Below are 21,518 nucleotides of genomic sequence, written 5' to 3'. Positions count from 1 at the left end.
CGTCCAGCCATTTGGCATTGCCCCGCAAAAACGCGCACTATCGGGGCATTGCCGATGCGCTGGAGGATGCCGTGGCCCAAAAAATCGACCGCATCGCCCAAATGCTCAACTGCCCGGTGAAGGGTGAGGAACTGCGGCGAGCTGTGACGGAGAGTCGCAAGGAATTTCTTCTGGCCAAGCAGGCAGAAGAAGATCTGCAGGACGACGTTCTTGATGATGAGTGGATCGAGGACGACGAAGACGATGATGAATACGACGAGTTTGACTGGACGACGGAGTGATTCGCCAACCAGCAGGCACAAAAAAGCCTCAGACCTTTCGGCCTGAGGCTTTTTCGTTTCTGTTCATGGCGCACCAGGCGGGATTCGAACCCACGACCCCTGCCTTCGGAGGGCAGTACTCTATCCAGCTGAGCTACTGGTGCAGCGGGCGACATCATACCTAGGTCGGCTCGGGGCGTCCATGCCGGTTTTTGCCGGCTCATTGTCAGTGTTTGTGTCGAGCGAGGGCGCATTCCAAAAGGCTGTAACGTCCTGCAAAACGCTCTCGTGGCAGTTTGGCGAAGCTGTTCTATTGTTTTCCTGCGGCGGGTTCTTCGATCGCCTTACTCAGGGAGAAAAGCATGAGCGTCGTCAATCCTCAAATCACCGATTCCGTCACCCAGTCGAATGTGCAGGTCGTCGGTTCGGCACCGGCCACGGCCATCGCCACGCTGACCCAGGTCACCAGTCATGCGGTCAGTCTGGCGCTACAGAATGCGGTCAGCCATCAACAGGCGATGAACATTATCGGCAATGCCACGGTGGCGGCAGCCGTGCAGCAGATTCTGGCGGTGGGAGGGCGCTCCTGATGGCCGGGGAAAAGGCTCAGAGCGATAACGTGGAGCAACCGGCCGTTGACCCGGCGGCTGCAGCCGCCGCGTTGCTTGAGTCGCTCAATGAACATCTGCTTCAGCAGTCGGCTGACGGTGTCGGGGCGGAAGCGTTGAATCGACAGATTGTCGATGCGGTGAACCTGCTGAACACACAGCTTGCTGCTCACGCGCCTGCTCTGGCGCAGCTGGGTTCGGAACTGCTGGTTCGTCAGGCCAGCGGGCTGGTGGCGCAATCGGCGGCGAGCTACTTCGATGGTGTCACCAAGCTCGCTCTGGCCTCTCAAGGTGTGCTGCTGCGCCAGATGACCGAGAGCATCATCAAGGATGACCTCGACGCGGCTACCGAAAGTGCGCTCGGCGCCTTGAATACCCATCTGCTGGTAGGCGGCGCTGCAGCGGTGGCCGCGGCGAGCGGAGTGCTGGACGCCGACGGGGTGAATCAGGCACTCGAGCGAATCAACCAGAGCATTGCCCAGTTCAGCGCCAGCCATCCCGAGCGGTCCGCAGGCGCCTGAGCAATATTTGCAACACCCACTGTCCCTTGAAAGGAGTCCGAACATGGCAACCGTGAATGATCAGATCACCGATGCGGTCACCCAGACCAGCGTCAAGGTGGTGGCCGAGGCACCGGCCATGGCGATGGGCAGCATTTATCAAAGCATGGCGCACTCGACCGGCATCCTGTTCGAGAATGCCGTCAGCGCTCAGCAGCAACAAAACACCTTGGCGCAGGCGGCAACCAACCAGGGCGTGATGCAGATTTACAGCGTCGATACCACGGCTGGCGCCGCTGCTACGGAAAAGCTGGGGCAGGCGGGTGTCGCTGACAACTTGACGAGTCTGTTGACGGTGCTCAAATCGTTTCAGAACAAGTAGTCACGCCCCTCTATTCCCTGCCGTTCGGCGGCGGCAGGGAACAGAGGCGTCTGTACGTTGATCCGAAATGTTCAGCAATTGCGGCGTTTTTGTTCTTTTTTTCGAACGACCTATTGTCCTTTACCCCCTTTGATCCTAGGATCCGTTTGAGATTTCAAACGCTCTTTGATCGGGTGCCGAGCCGCACGTGTTTGCAACCGTGCACTATTCAGGTGCTTGAGCCCGGTGAATGATTTCCCTGACGGCAGCCTTGCGAGGCGCCTTTCTACAATCATAATTTTGCTCCGCGCTGGCCGCGGTGCTGTTAAGGAAAGCCGACATGCAGCTTAAAGACACCCAGTTGTTCCGCCAGCAAGCCTTCATCGATGGCGCTTGGGTCGACGCGGACAACGGTCAGACGATCAAGGTCAACAACCCGGCCACCGGCGAAATCCTCGGCACCGTGCCGAAGATGGGCGCTGCCGAAACCCGCCGCGCGATTGAAGCCGCTGACAAAGCGCTGCCGGCCTGGCGTGCACTGACCGCCAAGGAGCGTGCAGGCAAACTGCGTCGCTGGTTCGAGCTGATCATCGAGAACCAGGAAGACCTGGCTCGCCTGATGACCCTCGAGCAGGGCAAGCCACTGGCCGAAGCCAAGGGCGAAATCGTTTACGCCGCTTCGTTCATCGAGTGGTTCGCCGAAGAAGCCAAGCGCATCTACGGTGACGTGATTCCGGGCCACCAGCCTGACAAGCGCCTGATCGTGATCAAGCAGCCAATCGGCGTGACCGCCGCCATCACCCCGTGGAACTTCCCGGCGGCGATGATTACCCGTAAAGCGGGCCCGGCCCTGGCCGCCGGCTGCACCATGGTGCTCAAGCCTGCTTCGCAAACCCCGTTCTCCGCTTTCGCCTTGGCCGAACTGGCCCAGCGCGCCGGCATCCCTAAAGGTGTATTCAGCGTGGTCTCCGGCAGCGCCGGCGACATCGGCAGCGAGCTGACCAGCAACCCGATCGTGCGCAAGCTGTCCTTCACCGGCTCGACCGAAATCGGTCGTCAGCTGATGTCGGAATGCGCCAAGGACATCAAGAAAGTTTCCCTGGAACTGGGCGGCAACGCGCCGTTCATCGTGTTCGACGACGCGGATCTGGATAAGGCCGTCGAAGGCGCGATCATTTCCAAGTACCGCAACAACGGCCAGACCTGCGTCTGCGCCAACCGTCTGTACATTCAGGATTCGGTCTACGACGCCTTCGCCGAGAAGCTGAAAGCGGCTGTCGCCAAGCTGAAGATCGGCAACGGTCTGGAAGACGGCACCACCACCGGCCCGCTGATCGACGAGAAAGCTGTAGCCAAGGTGCAAGAGCACATCGCTGACGCCGTGGCCAAAGGCGCCACCGTGCTGGCCGGTGGCAAGCAGATGGAAGGCAACTTCTTCGAGCCGACCATCCTGACCAACGTGCCGAAAAATGCTGCAGTGGCCAAGGAAGAAACCTTCGGTCCGTTGGCGCCGCTGTTCCGCTTCAAAGACGAAGCCGAAGTGATCGCGATGTCGAACGACACCGAGTTCGGTCTGGCTTCGTACTTCTACGCGCGTGACCTGGGCCGTGTGTTCCGTGTGGCGGAAGCCCTGGAATACGGCATGGTCGGCGTCAACACCGGGCTGATCTCCAACGAAGTCGCGCCGTTCGGCGGCATCAAGGCCTCGGGCCTGGGCCGTGAAGGCTCCAAGTACGGCATCGAAGATTACCTGGAAATCAAATACCTCTGCCTGGGCATCTAAGCCTCGGTAGAAGATCGCTGTAAACGCAAAGGGCACGAGAGCGCTGTCCCTTTGCGTCGTTTCAAACCGGAATTTTCTCTGCGGCCGGGAACGCCGTGGCAGTCGATCATCGCATGCTGCCACCGCCGATTCCTCCCGCTTAATCCTTGAACCACGCCGCCCGATGAGCGGTGAATGAGGACTGTAATGAGCAAGACTAACGCTGACTTGATGGCCCGCCGTACCGCCGCTGTTCCACGTGGTGTTGGCCAGATTCACCCGATCTTCGCCGAGTCCGCGAAGAACGCGACCGTGACCGACGTTGAAGGTCGCGAGTTCATCGACTTCGCCGGCGGTATCGCCGTGCTGAACACCGGCCACGTGCACCCGAAAATCATCGCCGCCGTGACCGAACAGCTGAACAAGCTGACTCATACCTGCTTCCAAGTTCTGGCCTACGAGCCGTACGTTGAGCTGTGCGAAAAAATCAACGCTCGCGTGCCGGGCGACTTCGCCAAGAAAACCCTGCTGGTGACCACCGGTTCCGAAGCCGTTGAAAACGCCGTGAAGATCGCCCGTGCTGCCACTGGCCGTGCCGGCGTGATCGCGTTCACCGGCGCTTACCACGGCCGTACCATGATGACCCTGGGCCTGACCGGTAAAGTCGTGCCTTACTCGGCCGGCATGGGCCTGATGCCTGGCGGCATCTTCCGCGCGCTGTACCCGAACGAACTGCACGGCGTGAGCATCGACGACTCGATCGCTTCCATCGAACGCATCTTCAAGAACGACGCCGAGCCGAAAGACATCGCCGCGATCATCATCGAGCCTGTACAGGGTGAAGGTGGTTTCTACGTCGCGCCGAAAGAGTTCATGAAGCGTCTGCGTGCCCTGTGCGACCAGCACGGCATCCTGCTGATCGCTGACGAAGTGCAGACCGGCGCTGGCCGTACCGGCACCTTCTTCGCCATGGAACAGATGGGCGTTGCCGCCGACCTGACCACCTTCGCCAAATCCATCGCTGGCGGCTTCCCGCTGGCCGGTGTGTGCGGCAAGGCCGAATACATGGACGCCATCGCTCCAGGCGGCCTGGGCGGCACCTACGCTGGTAGCCCGATCGCTTGCGCCGCGGCCCTGGCCGTGATGGAAGTGTTCGAAGAAGAAAAACTGCTGGACCGCTGCAAGGCTGTCGGCGAGCGTCTGGTCACCGGTCTGAAGGCCATCCAGGCCAAGTACCCGGTGATCGGCGAAGTCCGTGCCCTGGGCGCGATGATCGCGGTCGAGCTGTTCGAAAACGGCGACAGCCACAAGCCAAACCCGACTGCCGTAGCAGCAGTGGTGGCCAAGGCACGCGACAAGGGCCTGATCCTGCTGTCCTGCGGCACCTACGGCAACGTTCTGCGCGTCCTGGTTCCGCTGACCTCGCCGGACGAGCAACTGGACAAAGGTCTGGCGATCATCGAAGAGTGCTTCTCGGAGCTGTAATGCCGGGCACTGTGTGATCGGATCGACAAAAAACCCGCTTCGGCGGGTTTTTTTACGCTTGCTGAAACACATACCCCGCATTCGAGCTGTATCGAATCGCCAGCATTGGCTAAGGTTCAAGCATTGCTAGGGAGGGCGAGCATGACTGCCGTCGAATTACCCGCTGTACCCCGAGTCCTGATTGCCGAGGCCGACCCCTGGTCTCGTGACCTGCTCAAACAGGTTTTGCTCAACGTGCGCTGCGATGCGCGGCTGGATCTGTGCGCCGATGGCCAGGAGGCGATGTCTCTGCTCGGCGAAGTGCCCTATGACCTGGCGATCGTCGACTGGGAGTTGCCCGGCGTCGACGGTTTGAACGTGTTGCGCAGTGTCCGCCAGCGCAAACGCAATCCGCCGTTGCCGTTCATTCTGATGAGCAGCCGCAACGACAGCGCCAGCGTGCGCGAAGCCCTGCCACTGGCACCCACGGCCTATCTGGCCAAACCCCTGAACATGGAAAGCCTGACCGAGCGTTTGCAGGGGCTGCTGCTCAATGCCGGTCAGGAAGTCTTCTGCGAAGTGCCCGCACTGGCGCCGGGCATGACCCTGTCGGTGTTCCTCGAGCGTCGTCGCGAGCAGGCCGACGGCGCGCCGTTGATGACCGACGTGCAAGTGGCGGTCAAACGCAGCCTCCACCCCAACGGGCTGGATCTGAAGCTGCTGGAAGAAGAAATCCGCACCGACCCGCAGATCACGGCGGTGTTGATCGCAGCGGCCAACAGCGCCGCTCAGCACCACGGCGCGGCGGTGCAGACCCTGGCCCAGGCGCTGCATCGCCTGGGCACCGGGCAAAGCATGAACCTGATTCTTGGCCTGGCGCTCAAGCGTAGCGCCCGACTCAGCGATCCGTGCCTGGCGGACTATGCGGAGCGCTATTGGGGCCTGTCGCTGCACACCGCCGAGTACGCGCGCACCCTGGCGCGGCTGCTCGATCTGGATCAGGAGCGCTGCTATTGCGCCGGGATGCTCCATCGTCTCGGCGATCTGGCGCTGCTGCGTTGTTTGCAGGAATGGAAGCAGGCCGGCGGCGAGCTGGATGAACTGGAGGAAGTCGGCGATGCGCTGGCGGAGTTCGGTGCGGCCTACGGTTCGGCACTGCGCACCCGCTGGCGCCTGCCACTGGAGTTGCGCGAGCTGATTGCCTCGGTCTACCAGCTCGGTGGCGGGGTGTATTCCCGTGAGGCGCTGGTGATGAACATGGCGGCGCAGATGGCACGTCTGACCGAGCACGAGGGCGTCGAGGAACTGGCGAAGAGCCGTACGGCACGGCTACTCAAGATCGGTTTGCCGGAGCTGATGCGGATGCGCAAATAGCGCTTGTCCCGCATCAGCGCGGTGTTCAGGCCGAGATAATCCGGTTCTTGCCCTGACGCTTCGCCTCGTACATCGCCGCATCGGCCCGGGCGAACAGGGCGTCGAGGCTTTCGTCTTCCGGGGTGAGGCTGGTCAGGCCCTGGCTGACAGTGATGCCGAACGTCTGTTCGCCGTGGCTGAAGCTCAAGCGCTGGATTTCCTGTTGCAGCCGCTCGGCCACCTGCATCGCCATGTCCGGCGCGCAGCCCGGAAAAACCGCAGCGAACTCTTCACCTCCAATCCGCCCGAACAGGTCTCCCCGGCGTAGCGAGGCACGACCGCATTCGGCGATTCGTTGCAGCACGTTGTCGCCCTCCGGGTGACCGTAGGTGTCGTTGATCACCTTGAAGTCATCGATGTCCAGCAGCAGAAACGCCAGTGGCGCCCCCTGCAGGCGGGCCTCTTCAAACTCGCGGTTGGCACATTCGAAGAAGTGTCGACGGTTGCTGCTCTGGGTCAGCACGTCGGTGGTGGCCAGGCGTTGCAGCTCGGTTTCCATCTGTTTCTTTTCGGTGATGTCTTCGGCGATGCCGACGATGATCACCGGTTGCCCCGGCTCTTCCTGGCGGTTGATGAAGCATTTGTCGCTTATCCAGCGCACCTGGCCGTCGGCGTCGATGATCCGGTATTCGCGGTCTTCCACGGCGCCCTTGTGCAGCACTTCGGCGAGGCTGCGTTCGGCGTACTCGAGGTCGTCGGGGTAGATGCTGTCACGCCACTGGTTGTAGTCGGCCAGCAGCAGGGCGGCCGAGCGGCCGAAAATCCGCTCATAGGCGGGGCTGACGTACAGCACCTGGCGGGTTTCCCAGTTGAAGGCCCACAGCACGGCGTTGACGCTGACCAGCAGCGAGCTGAACAACTGTTCGCGTTCGCTCAGGCGCGCGACTTCGCCCTGGGCGTGCATCAATGCCATCAGGGTTTGTGCGGCCTCGGGCCACTGGGGAAGGGATGAGTCTTTTTGATTGTTGTTGACCATCGACACGGATCTCAAAGGGCGTGCCGGGAAGTCGACAACAGCCACGGGATAGCCCGCCGGGGTGGCGAAGTGTCTTTGAGATAGGGGATCGGGGGTGAAGTTCCGAAGGGGGCGCCCGGGAGCCGGGCGCACCGATCAACGGCATCAGACGGCGGCAGGGCGCAGCGAGTAGGTTTTCAACTGGTCGGCGAATTCGCGCAGGGACTGGATGCCACTGGCCTCGGCCTCGTGGACCCATTCCTTGATGGCCGCGAGCATGTCGTGGCCATTTGCGCTGGTCTTGACCCAGATCTGCTGCAGGGCCAGGCGTTTCTCGTAGATTACCTTCAGCGCCTGACTGTGCTCGAGCATGTTCTGGATGCGCGCGTGGTGCCGATCCTCCAACAGGCTGGTTTCACGGGAAAGCAGACGCTTGGCGCGGTGGAACTGGTGGCGTACCGAATGATCGACCTTGTCCAGCTCCTGCTTCACCAGCGGCCCGATCACCAGCTTGCGGTACTGGGCCATGATCTGGAAGCGGTTGTTGAGGATCGCCATGGCGGTGTCCATGTCCAGGCTGCCCTTGCCTTCGACGCGGTGGGCGATCGGCGCAACGCGCTGCACCTTGGCCAGACGCAGGAAGCTGAAGACCTGGATCCAGGCCCAGCCGAGGTCGAACTCCCACTTCTTGACCGACAGCTTGGCCGAGTTGGGGTAGGTGTGATGGTTGTTGTGCAGCTCTTCGCCGCCGATCAGGATGCCCCATGGCACCAGATTGGTCGCGGCATCGCGGCATTCGAAATTGCGGTAGCCGATGGCGTGGCCGAGACCGTTGACCACGCCGGCGGCCCAGACCGGGATCCACATCATCTGGATCGCCCAGATGGTGATGCCGATGGTGCCGAACAGCAGCAGGTCGATGACCGCCATGATCGCGATGCCCAGCAGGCGATAGCGGCTGTAGAGGTTGCGCTCGATCCAGTCTTCCGGGCAGTTCTTTCCGTAGATGCGCAGGGTCTCGGGGTTCTGCGCTTCTTCGCGGTACAACTCGGCACCTTTGCGCAGGACCGTGGACAGGCCCTTGACGACCGGGCTGTGCGGGTCATCCTCGGTTTCGCATTTGGCGTGGTGCTTGCGGTGGATGGCGGTCCACTCGCGGGTGTTCTGCGCCGTGGTCAGCCACAGCCAGAAGCGGAAGAAATGCTTCAGCCCGGCATTCAGCTCCAGGGAGCGATGGGCCGAGTAGCGGTGCAAGTAGACCGTGACGGCAACAATCGTCACATGGGTCATCAACAGGGTCACGGCGACCAGTGACCAGGCCGACAAGCCAAGAAAACCTTCGTACCACATAGGCTATAGGGCCCTCGATAGAGAAAAAACAGCCGTTGCATTATCACCAAGCACACAGATAAAACCAGTCGCCCTTTCAGATAAGAGATGGCTGGATGTTTCTTGACCTATAATCCCGACATTTTTGTAGGGACATGGACGGCCGAATGTCTGCCACATACCGCGATGCCTTGCGTGCAGCGCTGCTTTACCTGGTTCTTGCCGTTGTCTGGCTGCAAGGCATTGGCTATTTATTGAACAGTTTCTTCGATAGCTCTGATCAGTTGCTGCGTTGGCAACTGATCAACGGCTATGCCTTTGTGGTGTTCAGCGCCGGTTTGATCTTTCTTGCCCGGGCGCGCCTGTTCGAATGTCTGGGCATCGGTGCCCGGTTGCGTGAGCGCCAGGCCGATCGCGAACGCTTGCGTCAGGCCGCTGCTGTGTTCGATTGCACCCGCGAAGGCGTGCTTGTGACGGACCGGCAGGGGCTGATCGTGCACGTCAATCGCGCGTTCATGGAAATCACCGGCTACCGGCGTGAAGAAGTCATTGGCCAGCAGCCCAGCCTGTTCAAGTCCGGGCACCATCCTCCGGGTTTCTATCAGGCGATGTTTGCCACGCTGCAGGCGAAGGATGAATGGAGTGGCGAGATCTGGAACCGGCGCAAGAGCGGTGAAATTTATCCACAGTGGCAAACCATCCGGGTGATCCGCGACGAGGACGGTCGGCTCAGTCATTACGTCGCGGTGTTTTCCGACATCAGCGCCATCAAGGACTCCGAGCACGAGCTCAAGCACCTGGCCCACCACGACCCGCTGACCGATCTGCCCAACCGTCTGCTGTTCAGCGATCGCGCCGAGCAGGCGCTGGCATCGGCACAGACCCACAAGCGCGGCTGCGCGCTGCTGATGATCGATCTGGACCACTTCAAACTGATCAACGACAGCCTCGGCCACAACATCGGTGACCGTTTGCTCAAGGCGGTCGCCGTGCGTTTGCAGGCGCTGTTCGGATCGGGCATCACGCTGGCGCGCCTGGGCGGCGACGAGTTCGCGGTACTGATGGAAAGTTGTCCACAGCCGGCGCAGGCCGCAGCCCTGGCCCAACGGATTCTCGATGCGCTCAAGGACCCGTTCTGTCTCGACGGCCACGAATTGTTCATCAACGCCAGCCTCGGCATCAGCCTGTTTCCCAGTGATGCCCTGAGCGCCGAACAGCTGTTGCGCAATGCCGACGCCGCGTTGTTCAAGGCCAAGAGCAGCGGCCGCAATGGCTACGCGTTGTACACCGAAGAACTCACCGCTCATGCCCAGCAACGGGTCGAGATCGCCTTCGAACTGCGCCGTGCACTGGAGCAACAAGAGCTGCGGGTCTATTACCAACCGGTCCACGACCTGCAGACCAGCCGCCTGATCGGCGTCGAGGCCTTGGTGCGCTGGGAGCACCCACAGCGTGGCCTGGTGTCACCCGCGGAGTTCATCCCGATCGCCGAACGCACCGGGATGATCTCGGAAATCGACGCCTGGGTGATGCAGCAGGCCTGCCGCCAGATGTGCCAATGGCAGCAGGCCGGGGTGGTGTTGTCGTTTGTCGCGGTGAACGTTTCGTCGCGACTGTTCGCCCGCCGCGAGTTGTATCAACAGGTGGCGCAGGTGCTGCACGACACCGGCCTCGATCCGGCGTATCTGGAGCTGGAAGTCACCGAAAGTGCAGTCATGGATGACCCGGAAGTGGCGCTGGAACAGATGCATCGTCTGCGCGAGCTGGGGATTCGCCTGGCCATCGATGACTTTGGCACCGGTTATTCGTCGCTGCTGCGGCTCAAGCGCCTGCCGGTGCAGAAGCTGAAGATCGACCAGGGTTTCGTCGCCGGCCTGCCCTGGGACGAGGACGATGCCGCCATTGTCCGGGTGATCATCGCCCTGGCCCGCAGCATGGGCATGCAAGTGCACGCCGAAGGTATCGAGCAGGCCGAGCAAGCTGCGTTCCTGCTGGAGCAGGCGTGCGATCTGGGGCAGGGCTACTGGTTCGGGCGGCCGGTGCCTGAAGCGCAGATCGACTGGGCCAGAGCGCCGGCAATCGGCTGAAGGATGTGCACAGCGGGTTTGCGAACGGGCAAATCCGCCGCAAACCCTTGCTGCATCACATAATGTTTTCCAGTTATATAAACATTCTTAAATAGTCTTTTTAAGAATATCTGCGCCTCTCTTATATTGCTCCCACGCCGAACGCAGTGCCGCCCACTGCCAGGCATATCCCATACAAAGGAGCAGCACCATGAGCGCATCCCTGCGTAGCGTTGACGGTCAGGACGAAACCACCATCTTGCGTGAAATCCAGAGCGCCTTGCGCGACCTGCGTTTCGGCGCGGTGGAGATCACTGTGCACAACGCCCAAGTCGTCCAGATCGAACGCAAAGAGAAATTCCGTCTGCAGCAACCGGGCAACAAGCAGGCCTGAAGATCGCATCTGCGACAGCTCCTGCAGGGGGCCATGCGCAGGAGTTGCCGCAGGCGCGATCACTGAATGAGCAACCCGATTCCCGCAATACATAAGAAAAAGCCACCACCAAGAATTCCAGGAGCTTTCACCATGTCGTCGATTCGCCGTTACGCTCTGGCCGCCCTGGCCAGCGCTGTGTTTGCCGGTTCCGCGGTTGCCAAGGATTACGAACTGCTCAACGTTTCGTATGACCCGACCCGCGAGCTGTATCAGGATTACAACGCCGAATTCGTGAAGTACTGGCAGGCAGAGCATGCCGGCGACACCGTGAAAATCCAGCAATCCCACGGCGGTTCGGGCAAGCAGGGCCGTGCGGTGATCGATGGTCTGCGCGCCGACGTCGTGACCCTGGCACTGGCCGGCGACATCGACGAAATCGCCAAACTCGGCAAGACCCTGCCGGCCGACTGGCAGAAGCGTCTGCCGGACGCCAGCACTCCGTACACCTCGACCATCGTGTTCCTGGTGCGCAAGGGCAACCCGAAAGGCATCAAGGACTGGGGCGACCTGATCAAGAACGACGTCTCGGTGATCACGCCGAACCCGAAAACCTCCGGCGGTGCACGCTGGAACTTCCTTGCGGCGTGGGCCTACGGCCTGAAAGCCAACGGCGGCAACGAAGCGAAAGCCAAGGAATACGTGCAAACCCTGTTCAAGCACGTTCCGGTCCTGGACACCGGCGCCCGTGGCTCGACCATCACCTTCGTCAACAACGGTCAGGGCGACGTGTTGCTGGCCTGGGAAAACGAAGCCTTCCTGGCGCTGAAAGAGGACGGCGGCAAGGACAAGTTCGACATCGTCGTGCCTTCGCTGTCGATCCTCGCCGAACCTCCGGTGGCCGTGGTCGACAAGAACGCCGAGAAGAAGGGCAACGAGCAGATCGCCGAAGCCTACCTCAAGCACCTGTACAGCCCGGCCGGCCAGGAAATCGCGGCGAAGAACTTCTACCGCCCGCGTGACAAGGACGTGGCCGCCAAGTACGCCCAGCAGTTCCCGAAACTGGAACTGGTGACCATCGACAAGGACTTCGGCGGCTGGAAAACCGCGCAGCCGAAATTCTTCAACGACGGTGGCGTGTTCGACCAGATCTATCAGGCGCAGTAATCTGAAATAGGTCATAAACGAGCCCCGATTTAACCGTCGGGGCTTTGTGCGTTCTCAAACCAAGGACTTTTATGTCGCGTCGTATCTCCCCCGTCATACCCGGCTTCGGGCTGACGCTGGGCTACACCTTGGTGTACCTCAGCCTGATTGTGCTAATCCCGCTGGCGGCGATGTTCATCCACGCCTCACAGCTCACCTGGGATCAGTTCTGGACGATCATTTCCGCCCCCCGCGTTCTCGCCGCACTCAAGCTGAGCTTCGGCACCGCGCTGTGCGCCGCGATCATCAACGGCATCATCGGCACGTTGCTGGCGTGGGTGCTGGTGCGCTACACGTTCCCGGGGCGCAAGGTGATCGATGCGATGATCGATCTGCCGTTCGCCCTGCCGACCGCAGTGGCCGGTATCGCGCTGACGGCGCTGTACACGCCGACCGGGCTGGTCGGGCAATTCGCCGCCGACCTCGGTTTCAAGATTGCCTACACCCCGCTCGGGATTACCCTGGCGCTGACCTTTGTGACCCTGCCGTTCGTGGTGCGCACGGTGCAGCCGGTGCTGGCCGACATTCCGCGTGAAGTCGAAGAAGCGGCGGCGTGCCTCGGTGCGAAACCATTGCAGGTGTTCCGCCACATCCTGCTGCCGGCGCTGTTGCCGGCGTGGCTGACCGGTTTTGCCCTGGCGTTTGCCCGGGGCGTCGGCGAGTACGGTTCGGTGATTTTCATCGCCGGCAACATGCCGATGAAAACCGAAATCCTGCCGCTGCTGATCATGGTCAAGCTCGACCAGTACGATTACACCGGCGCTACCTCCATCGGCGTGTTGATGCTGGTGGTTTCCTTCGTCCTGTTGCTGCTGATCAACTTGTTGCAGCGGCGCATCGAAACCCCATAAGGAGGCGCGAACCATGTCCCAATCGTCTATTGCGGCCGCTTCCTCGGCCAACGCCGCCCGCCGTGGCAGCGCCACTTCGCGCAGAGTGCTGATCGGCCTCGGCTGGCTGATTTTCTTCCTGTTTCTGGTGCTGCCACTGTTCATCGTGGTGTCGCAGGGTTTGAAGAACGGCCTCGGTGCATTCTTCACGGCGATCTTTGAACCGGATGCCTTGTCGGCCCTGAAACTCACCGTGATTGCGGTGCTGATTTCGGTGCCGCTGAACCTGGTGTTCGGTGTCAGCGCCGCGTGGTGCGTGAGCAAATACTCGTTCCGTGGCAAGAGCATGCTGGTGACGCTGATCGACCTGCCGTTCTCGGTGTCGCCGGTGATTGCCGGTCTGGTTTACGTGCTGATGTTCGGCGCCCAGGGCCTGTTCGGGCCGTGGCTGCAGGATCACGACATCCAGATCGTCTTCGCCCTGCCGGGCATCGTGCTGGCGACGATCTTCGTCACCGTACCGTTCGTGGCCCGTGAGCTGATCCCGCTGATGCAGGAACAAGGCACTCAGGAAGAGGAAGCCGCGCGCCTGCTCGGCGCCAACGGCTGGCAGATGTTCTGGCACGTGACCGTCCCCAATATCAAGTGGGGCCTGATCTATGGCGTGGTGCTGTGTACCGCGCGGGCCATGGGTGAGTTCGGTGCGGTGTCGGTGGTTTCCGGGCACATTCGCGGGGTGACCAACACCTTGCCGCTGCACGTCGAGATCCTCTACAACGAATACAACCACGTGGCCGCGTTCGCCGTGGCGAGCCTGTTGCTGATCCTGGCGCTCTTCATCCTGCTGCTCAAGCAGTGGAGCGAAAACCGTATCAACCGCCTGCGCGCCAGCGCCGCGGAGGAATAATTCATGTCGATCGAAGTGCGTAACGTCAGCAAGAATTTCAACGCGTTCAAGGCGCTGGACAACATCAGCCTGGATATCCACAGCGGTGAGCTGGTGGCATTGCTCGGCCCGTCCGGCTGCGGCAAGACCACCCTGCTGCGCATCATTGCCGGTCTGGAAACCCCGGATAACGGCAACATCGTGTTCCACGGCGAAGACGTGTCCGGCCACGACGTGCGCGATCGCAACGTAGGGTTCGTGTTCCAGCACTACGCTCTGTTCCGCCACATGACCGTGTTCGACAACGTCGCGTTCGGCCTGCGCATGAAGCCGAAAAACCAGCGCCCGAGCGAAAGCCAGATTGCGACCAAAGTTCACGAGCTGCTGAACATGGTGCAACTGGACTGGCTGTCGGATCGTTATCCCGAGCAACTGTCCGGTGGTCAGCGTCAGCGTATCGCCCTGGCCCGCGCCCTGGCGGTGGAGCCGAAAGTGCTGCTGCTCGACGAGCCGTTCGGCGCCCTCGACGCCAAGGTGCGTAAAGAGCTGCGCCGCTGGCTGGCGCGCCTGCACGAAGACATCAATCTGACCTCGGTGTTCGTGACCCACGATCAGGAAGAAGCGATGGAAGTGGCCGACCGCATCGTTGTGATGAACAAGGGCGTGATCGAGCAGATCGGTTCACCGGGCGATGTTTACGAGAACCCGGCCAGCGATTTCGTCTATCACTTCCTCGGCGACTCGAACCGCCTGCATCTGGGGGATGACAACCACGTGTTGTTCCGCCCGCACGAAGTGTCGCTGTCGCGACATGAGCTGGAGGATCATCATGCCGCTGAAGTCCGCGATATCCGGCCGTTGGGCGCGACCACGCGGGTGACGTTGAAGGTTGAAGGCCAGACTGACCTGATCGAGGCGGAAGTGGTGAAAGACCACGACAGCCTGACCGGGTTGGCGAAGGGGGAGACGTTGTTCTTCAAGCCGAAGGTCTGGCAGAAAGTCGCCAGCCTTTAAAAGCATCGCTCGTTCCCACGCCGAGCGTGGGAACGAGCGAGCCGGGCAGCGGTTCAGACAGCTGCACGATTCGGATTCACCCGCACCACACCCGCCCGCGCCTCGATCTGCTCTTTCAGTTCATGGCGCATCCCGAGCATGAACGCCAGTTCGGCCACCACAAACAGCGGCCCGACGATCAACCCGCTCAAGTCATCCACAAACGCCGGTTTGCGCCCTTCATAGTGATGGCCGACAAACTGGATCGCCCAGCCAATCACAAACATCGCCAGACCACTGCTGAGCCAGACCATGGTGCTCTGCTGCGCCAGAACGTGCCCGGCCCAGACCGATAGCCCCATGAGTGCGGTCATCAACACACCAAGTTTCACTTCCAGCCGCAGGTAAAACCACGCTGAGGCCAGCGCCACGATAACGGCAGGCGAAATCCACAACCCGCCCACCGACCATTCCGGCCGCGACAACAGCACGGCCACCGCCACCACAATCAGCGGAATCCCGATAAAGTGGCTGGCGATGTTGCGTGGATCACGGTGGTAAGCGGCGTATTGACTCAAATGATCGACGAGGCTTTTCATTGTTGTTCCTCCTGTAGGGTGATCGAATCATGCCTCGGGTTCACGGCTTGCTCTGTCAGGCAGGCGACAATCTTTGGGAGAACGCATGGAAAAGGTCTGGCGCGAGCGCCTGCTGACCGGGCAATGGTTCAGTCATCTGCCTTCGTCCTTTCAGGATAGTCTGCTGGCAGCGGCAAAGGAGCGGCGGTTGGCGGCGGGGCAGCGCTTGTTCCAGCGCGGTGATGCGCCGTGCGGGCTGTACGCGGTGCTCGACGGCGCAGTGCGCATCGGCGCGGTCAGCGAGCAGGGCAAGGAAGCGTTGCTGAGCCTGGTGGAGGCGCCGCACTGGTTTGGCGAAATCTGCCTGTTCGACGGCCAGCCCCGCACCCACGATGCCTACGCGGTCGGGCCATGTCTGTTGCTGAATATCCCGCAAGCCGCGCTGTTGAAACTGCTCGACGAACATCCCGTTTACTGGCGGCATCTGGCCCTGCTGATGAGCCACAAACTGCGTCTGACCTTCATCAATCTTGAACAGCTGAGCCTGCTGCCAGCCCCGGCGCGTCTGGCCCATCGCTTGCTGATGATCGCCGAAGGCTACGGCGAACTCGACCCGCCGCGCCGCGTACTGCAACTGCCTCAGGAACAACTGGCGTCGATGCTGTCGCTGTCGCGGCAGACCACCAACCAGATCCTCAAGGACTTGAAAGATCGAGGAATTATTGGTCTCGGTTATGGGGAAATCGAGATACTGGACATGGAAAAGTTGCGCATCACCTGTCAGATCTGACAGTAGTCGGCGCATGTCGGGCGGCGTACAAGAAGTGAGTCGAATACGACCACAAAGGAGTTGGACCCGATGAACAGTAACGTAACCAGCGGCGTTGATCACACCAAGCTCACTGAGAACCTGAGTGTCGAACCGCCTGTGGTCAATCTTCCGAATGGAGATGTCAAGAATCCGGTAAATTTTTCGGGCACCGGTCTGCCGGGGTGGATGGTAGTTGTTGTATCAGTTCCATTTGATGGTACCGATCTCGCGTCCGCTTTCGTCCAGGCTGACGGTAGTTGGAGCACTGACGTTCAACTGTCGGAACGCTCCTTCTCAGCCGTTGCGTTCCAAACGAATAACCGTGAAAGGTCACCATTTACGGCTATCTTCGATTTCAAAGTTGTCTCGGGATAAGCACACACTCACTCAATGTGGGAGTCAGGCGTTTGCTCCCACATTGCGATTTTTTGAGGTCTACGAGCCGCGATAAGTAGAGAAGCCATACGGGCTGAGCAGCAATGGAATGTGATAGTGCTGATCCGACTGCTTCACATTGAAAATCACCGGAATTTCCGGAAAAAACGTCTCGCGCTTCGTCTTCTCGAAGTACTCGCCGGTCTTGAACACCACCCGATATTCACCCGCCTCGAACGGTTTGTTCGCCGGGAACAGTTCGGCGATCCGCCCCTGTTCATTGGTGGTGCCCTGCGCCAGCGGCTGCCAGTCCTGGCCCACGTGTTTCTCCAATGTCACGTTGATGCCTGGCGACGGCAGGCCGTTTTCAAGATTGAGTACGTGCACGCTCAGTGGATTACCGGCGGCCAGCGCCAGGCTTGAAAAAGCGCTCAGGCCGAGCGCGGCGAACGTCATGCGCAGTGGGGTCATGGTGATGCTCCTGGGGTCAAGTACGGTTGATGGACAGGCCGACGATTTCGGCAGCCTTGATCGCGCAGTTTTCGTCCTGCTCGCCGCCGCCGGAACCGGCCACTCCCATGGCGCCGACGAGTTCCTTGCCAGCGAACAGCGGGATGCCGCCACCGAGCAAAAGCAACTCGTCCAGGGTGTTGAGATTGGCGGTTTCCGGATTGCTGCGGGCGCGCTCGGCGAACAATCGGGTCGGGGTTTTCGTCGATAGCGCGGTGTAGGCTTTGCGTTGGCTGGCGACGGTGTTGTGCGGGCCGATACCGTCGCCGCGCAAGGTCACCAACAGGTTGCCGCCACGGTCGAGCACCGATACCGTGCCGGTGCAGTGTTCCAGCGTCGCGTCGGCCAGCAGCCGTGCGGTTTTCAGATCGAGATCGGCGTGACGGGGCAGCTCCGGTGCGGCAAAAACGGCACCACTGAGGCCGATTGCCAGGCTGGCAATCAAGTATTTGACGGTCATGGGCAGGCTCCAGAAGCGAAGGCCGTCACCTTATCCGCCGGTCCCCGTCGAAACCTCGTCAGTCGGATTACAAGTTTGTAATGGGCAACGCCGCCGAAGGCGCCTAGCCTGTGCCTCTGATCAATTGAGGTGTGCCATGCGTTTGCTGGTTGTAGAAGATGAAGCCAAAACCGCGAATTTCCTCGCCAAAGGGCTGGGCGAGTCGGGTTTCGCCGTGGACGTGGCGCTCAATGGCCTCGACGGACGCTACTTCATCGAGCAGCAGGCATATGACCTGATCATCCTCGACGTGATGCTGCCGGGCCTCAACGGCTGGCAATTGCTCCAGCTGATCCGCCAGCGCGGCGCCACGCCGGTGCTGTTCCTGACGGCGAAGGATGCTATCGAAGACCGCGTGCGCGGCCTCGAACTGGGGGCCGATGACTATTTGCTCAAGCCGTTCGCCTTCGCCGAGTTGCTCGCGCGGGTGCGCACGTTGTTGCGGCGCGGGCCGATGCGCGAAGCCGAGTCGTACAGCATCGCCGACCTGGAAATTGACGTGCTGCGCCGCCGGGTCAGCCGTGGCGGCCAGCGCATCGCCCTGACCAACAAGGAGTTCGCCCTCCTGCATTTGCTCGCCAGCCGACAGGGTGAAGTGCTGTCGCGCACGCTGATCGCTTCGCAGGTGTGGAACCTGAATTTCGACAGCGACACCAACATGGTCGAAGTCGCAGTGCGCCGGCTGCGTTCGAAAGTCGATGATCCGTACATGCCCAAACTGATCCACACCGTGCGCGGGGTCGGCTATCAACTTGAAGCGCCCGATGATGCGCTCTAGGTCAATCGCCTGGCGCCTGGCCCTGGCATTCGCTGCAGTCTGTGCCTTGGTGCTCAGCGCGATTGGCGTATTCCTGTATCGCTCACTGGCCTCGGAAATCGCCTGGCGCGACGACATGGCCTTGCTCGGTCGTCTGGAACAGGTACGCGCGCTGCTCGCCGACAGCGACAGCCTCGACGCCTTGCAGGCGCGGCCACGGCTGTACCAGAACATGCTTGGCAACCTCGACAGTTTGCTGCTGGTGCGCCGCGTGGACGGTTCGACTGTGATTGCGATCAACCCTCGGCAACGCGCACTGCCAGCCGTGCAGGCCATTCCCCGGGATCAGCCTCCGCAACTCAGCGATGTGCTGACCTGGCAGGCGCCGGACGGTGTCGAGCTCGCCCTGTTGTCAGGTCAGGCCCAAGGCCCCAACGGCGAATCGCTGACCGTGATTGCCGGCAAGGTATTGAGCGAGCGCGCGCAGATGCTCGGCAGCTATCGCCTGCGCTTGTATCTGGCCGTCGGCGTGGGTGCCTTACTCGCTTTCACACTGGGCCTGGTGCTGCTGCGCCGAGGTTTGCGACCTCTGCGCAAACTCAGTGAAGCGCTCCGTGGCATCGACCTGCGCAGCCTCGACCAACGCGTTCCCACCGCCGGCACGCCGGCGGAATTGCTGGAGCCGGTGCACGCGCTGAACGGCATGCTCGTGCGGCTGGACGACGGCTTTCAGCGTCTCTCACAGTTTTCCGCCGACCTCGCCCACGAAATCCGCACGCCCCTGCACACCTTGCTCGCCAGCAACGGGCAGGCACTGAATTATCCGCGCAGCAGCTCCGAGTATCAGGAAGTACTGGCGTCGAACATGGACGAGTTCGAGCGGCTCAAGCGCATGGCCGAAAACCTGATGTTTCTCGCTCGCGCAGAGCAGGCCGAGCGGGCGCTCGATCTGCGCACGCTGAAGCTGCACGAAGTCGGCGTTGAGTTGTGCGACTACTTCGAAGCCCTGGCCGATGACCGGGGAATCCGCCTCGAAAACACATTCAGCGGAGAATTGCTGGCCGATCAGCAACTGCTGCAACGCGCCTTGGGCAATCTGTTGGCCAACGCCGTACGCCACGCTGATGCGGGTTCGGTCATCAGCCTGTGCCGGCGCGATGAGCCAGGCGTGTGCTGGCTACAAGTCCACAACCTCGGCCCGGTCATCGCGGATGAGCATCTTGGCAAACTGTTCGACCGCTTCTACCGCGTCGACCCGTCCCGCGCGGAGCCGGGAGACTCCGGCGGCTTGGGACTGGCGATCGTGCAGTCGATCATGCAATTGCATGGGGGGCGGGTGCGGGTGAGCAGTGATGCGCAGGGCACGGTTTTTGAGCTTGGATTTGTAACCAGTCGCTGATCGACCCGCACATGCCGCTTCATCTGAGCTAGACTCGTCCTGAATTGGCATCAAATACGATGCATATAATTTTAATTACGCTTTATTGCACTGCATATAATGCACTGGTGTGTCATGGAACAGTTGGGCGAACTGATCAGAACTCTGCGCAAAGCGCAAAAACTCTCGCAACAGGCGCTGGCGCAACGTTACGGCATGAGCCGCGCCACCATTTCGGGTATCGAAAACAATACGATTTCTGAAATTGGTCTGCGCAAAGTCGAGGCGATCCTCAACGGCTTTGGCTATGAGCTGACGGCGGTTCCCGTGAGAGCGCAACGCCCGACACTCGACGCGTTGCAGAAGGTCAATTTCCATGACTGAGCCGACAGATCGCTTGCACATCACCGTCGCTGATAGCCCTGTCGGAACGCTCGGTCGAGGGCAGCCGGGGATGGACAGTGTGTTCAGCTATCGCGAGGGCGCCATCGATGAAAATGCGGTGTCGCTGACAATGCCGACCCGGCTGGAGAGCTACGGCTGGGAGCGGGGCATTCATCCCGTTTTCGAAATGAATCTGCCGGAAGGCGCGTTACGCGATGAACTGGTTCGACGCTTCAGTAAGGCCGTCCGCGGTTTTGATGATTTCGCTTTGCTCGCTATTGTCGGACCGCATCAGTTGGGGCGGCTGGCGATTACCAGCGAGTCGGCAACCGAGCGTCAGCCCGAAACATCATTGGCTGAGCTTCTGGTGCATGACGGTGCCCAGGGACTGTTCGATGATTTGCTACAGAAGTACGGCCAATACTCCGGGGTTTCGGGTGTGCAGCCCAAAGTGCTGGTGCGCGATAGTGCGGCAGCAGTTGATCGCCTGACCCACCGAGGCTCCACACATCTGGTCAAAGCCTTCCGTCCCGAAGAGTTTCCCGAGCTGGCGACCAACGAGTACTTCTGTATGCGCGCCGCGGCGCTTAGCGGACTCGAAGTGCCAAAGTTTGAATTGAGTGAGCAGGGCAAGTTTCTGGTGGTCGAGCGTTTTGACCTGATTGAGCACGGCTATCTGGGTTTCGAGGACTTTTGTGTACTCAACGGCTGGCCTTCCAGAGCCAAATACGATGGTTCTTACGAAGGCGCTGCGCGACAGATCAAGGCCTTTGTTTCGCCTGCGTTGTTGAGTCAGGCGCTGGAAGCTTTTTTCAAGATCGTAGCGCTGTCAGCGGGACTGAAAAACGGCGATGCGCACCTGAAGAACTTCGGTGTGCTGTATGACCATTGTGGCGCGCAGGCCTCGATCCGGCTGGCCCCGGCATACGACATCATCACTACATCGGTTTACATCAGGAACGACAGCCTGGCCTTGCTGTTGGGCGGGTCGAAGGCATGGCCCAAGTACAAGGCGCTCATCCGCTTCGGCCGTACGGCGTGCAATCTGACGGAAGGCCGGTGCAATGAACTGCTGCAGCAGGTTGTTCATGGCATGCAGGCGGCGATGGCGGAAATGCTTGAGCATTGCCGAACCCATCAGTCGTTCGGCGAGGTGGGTGCGGCAATGATCGAGCAGTGGAAATCCGGGATTGAGCGCAGTCTGACCAAGGGTTGAGCGA

24 protein-coding genes and 1 tRNA gene are annotated in these 21,518 nt (G+C 60.8%); 19 read left to right on the top strand and 6 right to left on the bottom strand.

The window, feature by feature from the left end:
* Positions 1–11: 11 nt before the first annotated feature.
* Positions 12–281 (top strand): hypothetical protein, encoded by a 270-nt coding sequence (locus tag AC07NR_RS16210; RefSeq protein WP_225739936.1) that lies wholly within the window; start codon positions 12–14, stop codon positions 279–281.
* Between the two features lie 66 nt (positions 282–347).
* On the opposite strand, the gene AC07NR_RS16205 is transcribed toward AC07NR_RS16210, so the two are convergent.
* Positions 348–424, bottom strand: a tRNA-Arg gene (locus AC07NR_RS16205).
* A gap of 198 nt (positions 425–622) precedes the next feature.
* On the opposite strand from AC07NR_RS16205, the gene AC07NR_RS16200 reads away from it, so the two are divergent.
* The 6 genes from AC07NR_RS16200 to AC07NR_RS16175 all read left to right on the top strand — a co-directional run bounded on the left by AC07NR_RS16200 (position 623) and on the right by AC07NR_RS16175 (position 6,329).
* Positions 623–850, top strand: a complete 228-nt coding sequence (locus tag AC07NR_RS16200) for a RebB family R body protein (protein WP_085712646.1) — start codon at positions 623–625, stop codon at positions 848–850.
* Complete coding sequence (locus AC07NR_RS16195; RefSeq protein ID WP_495078941.1) at positions 850–1,389, top strand: hypothetical protein; 540 nt, start codon at positions 850–852, stop codon at positions 1,387–1,389. Before AC07NR_RS16200 ends, AC07NR_RS16195 begins: the two co-directional genes overlap by 1 nt.
* A gap of 43 nt (positions 1,390–1,432) precedes the next feature.
* Complete coding sequence (locus tag AC07NR_RS16190) at positions 1,433–1,750, top strand: RebB family R body protein (protein ID WP_085712648.1); 318 nt, start codon at positions 1,433–1,435, stop codon at positions 1,748–1,750.
* A 319-nt stretch (positions 1,751–2,069) separates the two neighbouring features.
* The gene (gene gabD / locus AC07NR_RS16185; RefSeq protein ID WP_085712649.1) at positions 2,070–3,512 is read left to right on the top strand and encodes an NADP-dependent succinate-semialdehyde dehydrogenase; all 1,443 of its coding nucleotides are present in this window, start codon (positions 2,070–2,072) and stop codon (positions 3,510–3,512) included.
* A 186-nt stretch (positions 3,513–3,698) separates the two neighbouring features.
* Positions 3,699–4,976, top strand: a complete 1,278-nt coding sequence (gabT, locus tag AC07NR_RS16180; RefSeq protein ID WP_085684283.1) for a 4-aminobutyrate--2-oxoglutarate transaminase — start codon at positions 3,699–3,701, stop codon at positions 4,974–4,976.
* Between the two features lie 141 nt (positions 4,977–5,117).
* Complete coding sequence (locus tag AC07NR_RS16175) at positions 5,118–6,329, top strand: response regulator (RefSeq protein WP_114880967.1); 1,212 nt, start codon at positions 5,118–5,120, stop codon at positions 6,327–6,329.
* Between the two features lie 25 nt (positions 6,330–6,354).
* On the opposite strand, the gene AC07NR_RS16170 is transcribed toward AC07NR_RS16175, so the two are convergent.
* Both AC07NR_RS16170 and desA read right to left on the bottom strand, forming a co-directional pair.
* Positions 6,355–7,344: a GGDEF domain-containing protein gene (locus AC07NR_RS16170; RefSeq protein WP_495078940.1), complete on the bottom strand. Its 990-nt coding sequence runs from the start codon at positions 7,342–7,344 to the stop codon at positions 6,355–6,357.
* Between the two features lie 144 nt (positions 7,345–7,488).
* Positions 7,489–8,673, bottom strand: a complete 1,185-nt coding sequence (gene desA / locus AC07NR_RS16165; protein WP_248738705.1) for a delta-9 fatty acid desaturase DesA — start codon at positions 8,671–8,673, stop codon at positions 7,489–7,491.
* A gap of 146 nt (positions 8,674–8,819) precedes the next feature.
* On the opposite strand from desA, the gene dibA reads away from it, so the two are divergent.
* From dibA to AC07NR_RS16135, 6 genes are all read left to right on the top strand, one after another.
* Entirely contained in the window at positions 8,820–10,739 is a 1,920-nt protein-coding gene (dibA, locus tag AC07NR_RS16160) for a phosphodiesterase DibA (RefSeq protein WP_248738704.1), read from the top strand.
* 190 nt (positions 10,740–10,929) lie between these two features.
* Positions 10,930–11,112, top strand: a complete 183-nt coding sequence (gene oscA / locus AC07NR_RS16155; protein ID WP_085712654.1) for a sulfur starvation response protein OscA — start codon at positions 10,930–10,932, stop codon at positions 11,110–11,112.
* A 132-nt stretch (positions 11,113–11,244) separates the two neighbouring features.
* Positions 11,245–12,258, top strand: a complete 1,014-nt coding sequence (locus tag AC07NR_RS16150) for a sulfate ABC transporter substrate-binding protein (protein ID WP_065257482.1) — start codon at positions 11,245–11,247, stop codon at positions 12,256–12,258.
* 71 nt (positions 12,259–12,329) lie between these two features.
* Positions 12,330–13,148 (top strand): sulfate ABC transporter permease subunit CysT, encoded by an 819-nt coding sequence (gene cysT / locus AC07NR_RS16145; RefSeq protein WP_085712655.1) that lies wholly within the window; start codon positions 12,330–12,332, stop codon positions 13,146–13,148.
* A 13-nt stretch (positions 13,149–13,161) separates the two neighbouring features.
* Positions 13,162–14,034 carry a sulfate ABC transporter permease subunit CysW gene (gene cysW, locus AC07NR_RS16140; RefSeq protein ID WP_003220512.1) on the top strand — a complete coding sequence of 291 codons (873 nt, stop codon included), beginning with the start codon at positions 13,162–13,164 and terminating at the stop codon, positions 14,032–14,034.
* 3 nt (positions 14,035–14,037) lie between these two features.
* Positions 14,038–15,027, top strand: a complete 990-nt coding sequence (locus AC07NR_RS16135) for a sulfate/molybdate ABC transporter ATP-binding protein (protein ID WP_085733384.1) — start codon at positions 14,038–14,040, stop codon at positions 15,025–15,027.
* A 53-nt stretch (positions 15,028–15,080) separates the two neighbouring features.
* On the opposite strand, the gene AC07NR_RS16130 is transcribed toward AC07NR_RS16135, so the two are convergent.
* On the bottom strand, positions 15,081–15,605 hold the full coding sequence (locus tag AC07NR_RS16130) for an Mpo1 family 2-hydroxy fatty acid dioxygenase (RefSeq protein WP_438300337.1): 525 nt from the start codon (positions 15,603–15,605) through the stop codon (positions 15,081–15,083).
* An 85-nt stretch (positions 15,606–15,690) separates the two neighbouring features.
* On the opposite strand from AC07NR_RS16130, the gene AC07NR_RS16125 reads away from it, so the two are divergent.
* A complete protein-coding gene (locus tag AC07NR_RS16125; RefSeq protein ID WP_305833357.1) occupies positions 15,691–16,374 on the top strand; it encodes a Crp/Fnr family transcriptional regulator in 684 nt (227 codons plus the stop codon).
* 69 nt (positions 16,375–16,443) lie between these two features.
* Positions 16,444–16,770 carry a hypothetical protein gene (locus AC07NR_RS16120; protein WP_305833356.1) on the top strand — a complete coding sequence of 109 codons (327 nt, stop codon included), beginning with the start codon at positions 16,444–16,446 and terminating at the stop codon, positions 16,768–16,770.
* Positions 16,771–16,830: 60 nt separating this feature from the next.
* Here AC07NR_RS16120 and uraH read toward each other — a convergent pair whose 3' ends face one another.
* Both uraH and AC07NR_RS16110 read right to left on the bottom strand, forming a co-directional pair.
* Positions 16,831–17,241, bottom strand: coding sequence for a hydroxyisourate hydrolase (gene uraH / locus AC07NR_RS16115; protein WP_495078939.1), 411 nt, complete (start codon positions 17,239–17,241; stop codon positions 16,831–16,833).
* Positions 17,242–17,257: 16 nt separating this feature from the next.
* Positions 17,258–17,740 (bottom strand): GlcG/HbpS family heme-binding protein, encoded by a 483-nt coding sequence (locus AC07NR_RS16110; protein ID WP_495078938.1) that lies wholly within the window; start codon positions 17,738–17,740, stop codon positions 17,258–17,260.
* 136 nt (positions 17,741–17,876) lie between these two features.
* On the opposite strand from AC07NR_RS16110, the gene AC07NR_RS16105 reads away from it, so the two are divergent.
* The 4 genes from AC07NR_RS16105 to AC07NR_RS16090 all read left to right on the top strand — a co-directional run bounded on the left by AC07NR_RS16105 (position 17,877) and on the right by AC07NR_RS16090 (position 21,514).
* Entirely contained in the window at positions 17,877–18,557 is a 681-nt protein-coding gene (locus AC07NR_RS16105) for a heavy metal response regulator transcription factor (RefSeq protein ID WP_119428570.1), read from the top strand.
* On the top strand, positions 18,547–19,935 hold the full coding sequence (locus tag AC07NR_RS16100) for a heavy metal sensor histidine kinase (protein WP_248738747.1): 1,389 nt from the start codon (positions 18,547–18,549) through the stop codon (positions 19,933–19,935). Before AC07NR_RS16105 ends, AC07NR_RS16100 begins: the two co-directional genes overlap by 11 nt.
* Before the next feature lie 114 nt (positions 19,936–20,049).
* On the top strand, positions 20,050–20,298 hold the full coding sequence (locus AC07NR_RS16095) for a helix-turn-helix domain-containing protein (RefSeq protein WP_085746304.1): 249 nt from the start codon (positions 20,050–20,052) through the stop codon (positions 20,296–20,298).
* Positions 20,291–21,514: a type II toxin-antitoxin system HipA family toxin gene (locus AC07NR_RS16090; protein ID WP_495078937.1), complete on the top strand. Its 1,224-nt coding sequence runs from the start codon at positions 20,291–20,293 to the stop codon at positions 21,512–21,514. The genes AC07NR_RS16095 and AC07NR_RS16090 overlap by 8 nt, the downstream gene beginning before the upstream one ends.
* Positions 21,515–21,518: the final 4 nt, after the last annotated feature.

Source organism: Pseudomonas sp. GW821-FHT09C09 (assembly GCF_059418105.1).
This window is presented reverse-complemented; position numbering and strand designations above follow the sequence as displayed.

Excerpts from the sequence above, each read along its gene's own strand:
- gabT (WP_085684283.1), top strand. The coding sequence starts at position 3,699 with ATGAGCAAGACTAACGCTGACTTGATGGCCCGCCGTACCGCCGCTGTT.
- AC07NR_RS16150 (WP_065257482.1), top strand. The coding sequence starts at position 11,245 with ATGTCGTCGATTCGCCGTTACGCTCTGGCCGCCCTGGCCAGCGCTGTG.
- AC07NR_RS16120 (WP_305833356.1), top strand. The coding sequence starts at position 16,444 with ATGAACAGTAACGTAACCAGCGGCGTTGATCACACCAAGCTCACTGAG.
- AC07NR_RS16175 (WP_114880967.1), top strand. The coding sequence starts at position 5,118 with ATGACTGCCGTCGAATTACCCGCTGTACCCCGAGTCCTGATTGCCGAG.
- desA (WP_248738705.1), bottom strand. The coding sequence starts at position 8,673 with ATGTGGTACGAAGGTTTTCTTGGCTTGTCGGCCTGGTCACTGGTCGCC.
- uraH (WP_495078939.1), bottom strand. The coding sequence starts at position 17,241 with ATGACCCCACTGCGCATGACGTTCGCCGCGCTCGGCCTGAGCGCTTTT.
- AC07NR_RS16095 (WP_085746304.1), top strand. The coding sequence starts at position 20,050 with ATGGAACAGTTGGGCGAACTGATCAGAACTCTGCGCAAAGCGCAAAAA.
- AC07NR_RS16090 (WP_495078937.1), top strand. The coding sequence starts at position 20,291 with ATGACTGAGCCGACAGATCGCTTGCACATCACCGTCGCTGATAGCCCT.
- AC07NR_RS16130 (WP_438300337.1), bottom strand. The coding sequence starts at position 15,605 with ATGAAAAGCCTCGTCGATCATTTGAGTCAATACGCCGCTTACCACCGT.
- AC07NR_RS16105 (WP_119428570.1), top strand. The coding sequence starts at position 17,877 with ATGCGTTTGCTGGTTGTAGAAGATGAAGCCAAAACCGCGAATTTCCTC.
- AC07NR_RS16190 (WP_085712648.1), top strand. The coding sequence starts at position 1,433 with ATGGCAACCGTGAATGATCAGATCACCGATGCGGTCACCCAGACCAGC.
- cysW (WP_003220512.1), top strand. The coding sequence starts at position 13,162 with ATGTCCCAATCGTCTATTGCGGCCGCTTCCTCGGCCAACGCCGCCCGC.
- AC07NR_RS16125 (WP_305833357.1), top strand. The coding sequence starts at position 15,691 with ATGGAAAAGGTCTGGCGCGAGCGCCTGCTGACCGGGCAATGGTTCAGT.
- AC07NR_RS16195 (WP_495078941.1), top strand. The coding sequence starts at position 850 with ATGGCCGGGGAAAAGGCTCAGAGCGATAACGTGGAGCAACCGGCCGTT.
- gabD (WP_085712649.1), top strand. The coding sequence starts at position 2,070 with ATGCAGCTTAAAGACACCCAGTTGTTCCGCCAGCAAGCCTTCATCGAT.
- dibA (WP_248738704.1), top strand. The coding sequence starts at position 8,820 with ATGTCTGCCACATACCGCGATGCCTTGCGTGCAGCGCTGCTTTACCTG.
- AC07NR_RS16100 (WP_248738747.1), top strand. The coding sequence starts at position 18,547 with ATGCGCTCTAGGTCAATCGCCTGGCGCCTGGCCCTGGCATTCGCTGCA.
- cysT (WP_085712655.1), top strand. The coding sequence starts at position 12,330 with ATGTCGCGTCGTATCTCCCCCGTCATACCCGGCTTCGGGCTGACGCTG.
- AC07NR_RS16170 (WP_495078940.1), bottom strand. The coding sequence starts at position 7,344 with ATGGTCAACAACAATCAAAAAGACTCATCCCTTCCCCAGTGGCCCGAG.
- AC07NR_RS16200 (WP_085712646.1), top strand. The coding sequence starts at position 623 with ATGAGCGTCGTCAATCCTCAAATCACCGATTCCGTCACCCAGTCGAAT.
- AC07NR_RS16135 (WP_085733384.1), top strand. The coding sequence starts at position 14,038 with ATGTCGATCGAAGTGCGTAACGTCAGCAAGAATTTCAACGCGTTCAAG.
- oscA (WP_085712654.1), top strand. The coding sequence starts at position 10,930 with ATGAGCGCATCCCTGCGTAGCGTTGACGGTCAGGACGAAACCACCATC.
- AC07NR_RS16110 (WP_495078938.1), bottom strand. The coding sequence starts at position 17,740 with ATGACCGTCAAATACTTGATTGCCAGCCTGGCAATCGGCCTCAGTGGT.